Raw genomic sequence first — 2,964 nt, 5'->3', positions numbered from 1 at the left:
TGTCCGCTGACTTTGGGTTAAGCCCTCGGCCGATTAGTATCTGTCCGCTTCACGCGTCACCGCGCTTCCACTCCAGACCTATCCACCTCATCATCTCTGAGGGGCCTTACCAGCTTAAAGCTGTGGGAAATCTCATCTTGGAGGGGGCTTCATGCTTAGATGCTTTCAGCACTTATCCCGTCCACACATAGCTACCCAGCGTCTGCTCCTGGCGGAACAACTGGTACACCAGCGGTGTGTCCATCCCGGTCCTCTCGTACTAAGGACAGCTCTCCTCAAATTTCCTGCGCCCGCGACGGATAGGGACCGAACTGTCTCACGACGTTCTGAACCCAGCTCGCGTACCGCTTTAATGGGCGAACAGCCCAACCCTTGGGACCTACTTCAGCCCCAGGATGCGATGAGCCGACATCGAGGTGCCAAACCTCCCCGTCGATGTGAACTCTTGGGGGAGATAAGCCTGTTATCCCCAGGGTAGCTTTTATCCGTTGAGCGATGGCCCTTCCATGCGGTGCCACCGGATCACTAAGCCCGACTTTCGTCCCTGCTCGACTTGTGGGTCTCGCAGTCAAGCTCCCTTGTGCCTTTACACTCTGCGAATGATTTCCAACCATTCTGAGGGAACCTTTGGGCGCCTCCGTTACCTTTTGGGAGGCGACCGCCCCAGTCAAACTGCCTGCCTGACACTGTCTCCGGACCGGATCACGGTCCCGGGTTAGAATGTCGGTATCGAAAGGGCAGTATCCCACCGGCGCCTCAGCCGAACCTGGCGGTCCGGCGTCAAAGGCTCCTGCCTATCCTGTACAATCGATACCCACATCCAATATCAGGCTGCAGTAAAGCTCCATGGGGTCTTTCCGTCCTGTCGCGGGTAACCTGCATCTTCACAGGTACTATAATTTCACCGGGTCTCTCGTTGAGACAGTATCCAAATCGTTACACCTTTCGTGCGGGTCGGAACTTACCCGACAAGGAATTTCGCTACCTTAGGACCGTTATAGTTACGGCCGCCGTTTACTGGGGCTTCGGTTCAAAGCTTCTCCCCGAAGGGATGACCTCTCCTCTTAACCTTCCAGCACCGGGCAGGTGTCAGCCCCTATACATCACCTTTCGGTTTAGCAGAAACCTGTGTTTTTGGTAAACAGTCGCTTGGATCTTTTCACTGCGGCTCAGAGGGCCCGAAGGCCCTTTGAGCACCCCTTCTCCCGAAGTTACGGGGTGATTTTGCCGAGTTCCTTAACGAGAGTTCTCCCGAGCGTCTCAGAATTCTCTTCTTGCCCACCTGTGTCGGTTTGGGTACGGGCGCTGGTTCACTCGCCAGAGGCTTTTCTAGGCAGTGTAGGTTGTGGCCCTTCGGTACTTAAATTTCCCTCCTCATCACCGTCCGGCCTCAGGCAGCGGGATTTGCCTCGCTGCCGGCCTCGCGGCTTGAACGCACGCTTCCATCCGTGCGCTGACCTCGCCTTCCTGCGTCCCCCCTTCACTCAAACGTGTTCCAGCGGTACAGGAATATCCACCTGTTGTCCATCGCCTACGCCTTTCGGCCTCGGCTTAGGCCCCGACTGACCCTGGGCGGACGAACCTTCCCCAGGAACCCTCGGGCTTTCGACGGAGGAGATTCTCACTCCTCTTTTCGTTACTCATACCGGCATTCTCACTTCCAGACGCTCCAGCCTGCCTTCCGGCAGACCTTCCCGGCCTCTGGAACGCTCCCCTACCATGACTCTGAAAGAGTCATCCGCGGCTTCGGTGCTGCGCTTAGCCCCGTTACATTTTCGGCGCGGCGCCACTCGACCAGTGAGCTATTACGCACTCTTTAAATGGTGGCTGCTTCTGAGCCAACATCCTGGTTGTCTGGGCAACGCCACATCCTTTCCCACTCAGCGCAAACTTAGGGACCTTAGCCGGCGGTCCGGGCTGTTTCCCTTTCGACGACGGATCTTATCACTCGCCGTCTGACTCCCGGAGCCTGAGCGTCTGGCATTCGGAGTTTGACTGAACTCGGTAATCCTGTGGGGACCCCTTATTCAATCAGTGCTCTACCTCCAGACCTCTTTCTCCGAGGCTAGCCCTAAAGCTATTTCGGGGAGAACCAGCTATCTCCGTGTTCGATTGGCATTTCACCCCTACCCACACCTCATCCCCGCATTTTTCAACATGCGTGGGTTCGGGCCTCCATCCAGTGTTACCTGGACTTCACCCTGGACATGGGTAGATCACACGGTTTCGGGTCGGCAACCCTGAACTCATTCGCCCTCTTCAGACTCGCTTTCGCTGCGGCTCCGCCTCTCCGGCTTAACCTTGCTCAGAATCGCCACTCGCCGGTCCATTCTACAAAAGGTACGCTGTCACCCCCGAAGGGGCTCCAACTACTTGCAGGCACACGGTTTCAGGATCTCTTTCACTCCCCTTCCGGGGTGCTTTTCACCTTTCCCTCACGGTACTGGTTCACTATCGGTCACTGGGGAGTATTTAGCCTTGGGAGACGGTCCTCCCGGCTTCCGACGGGGTTTCTCGTGTCCCGCCGTACTCAGGATCCACTCCGGAGAGCGCGCCTCTTCGGCTACAGGGCGTTTGCCTTCTTCGGCCGGCCCTTCCAGGCCGTTCGCCTGAAACGCGCTTTTCTGACTCCATGCGGAGTGTCCTACAACCCCAGGGGGCAAGCCCCCTGGTTTGGGCTGTTTCCTTTTCGCTCGCCACTACTCGGGAAATCGCATTTGCTTTCTCTTCCTCCGGGTACTGAGATGTTTCAGTTCCCCGGGTCTGCCTTGACGCCCCTATGAATTCAGTGCGTCATCCTGTCCGTCAGGACAGGGGGTTTCCCCATTCGGAAATCTCCGGATCAAAGCCCACTTACAGCTCCCCGGAGCTTATCGGAGTTCGTTCCGTCCTTCATCGGCTCCCAGTGCCAAGGCATCCACCGTGTGCCCTTTAAAACTTAACCACCGACACAATCATTGATTA

1 rRNA gene is annotated in these 2,964 nt (G+C 56.9%); it reads right to left on the bottom strand.

The window, feature by feature from the left end:
• Window positions 1-13: 13 nt before the first annotated feature.
• Window positions 14-2,944, bottom strand: a 23S ribosomal RNA gene (locus EWH91_RS14215).
• Between the last annotated feature and the right edge of the window lie 20 nt (window positions 2,945-2,964).

Origin of the sequence: Sporolactobacillus sp. THM19-2 (assembly GCF_004153195.1) — a bacterium.
In the GTDB taxonomy this organism is placed as follows: Bacteria; Bacillota; Bacilli; order Bacillales; family Sporolactobacillaceae; genus Sporolactobacillus.
Note: the sequence above shows the minus strand (reverse complement) of the source record. Positions and strands in the feature narration are given on the sequence as shown.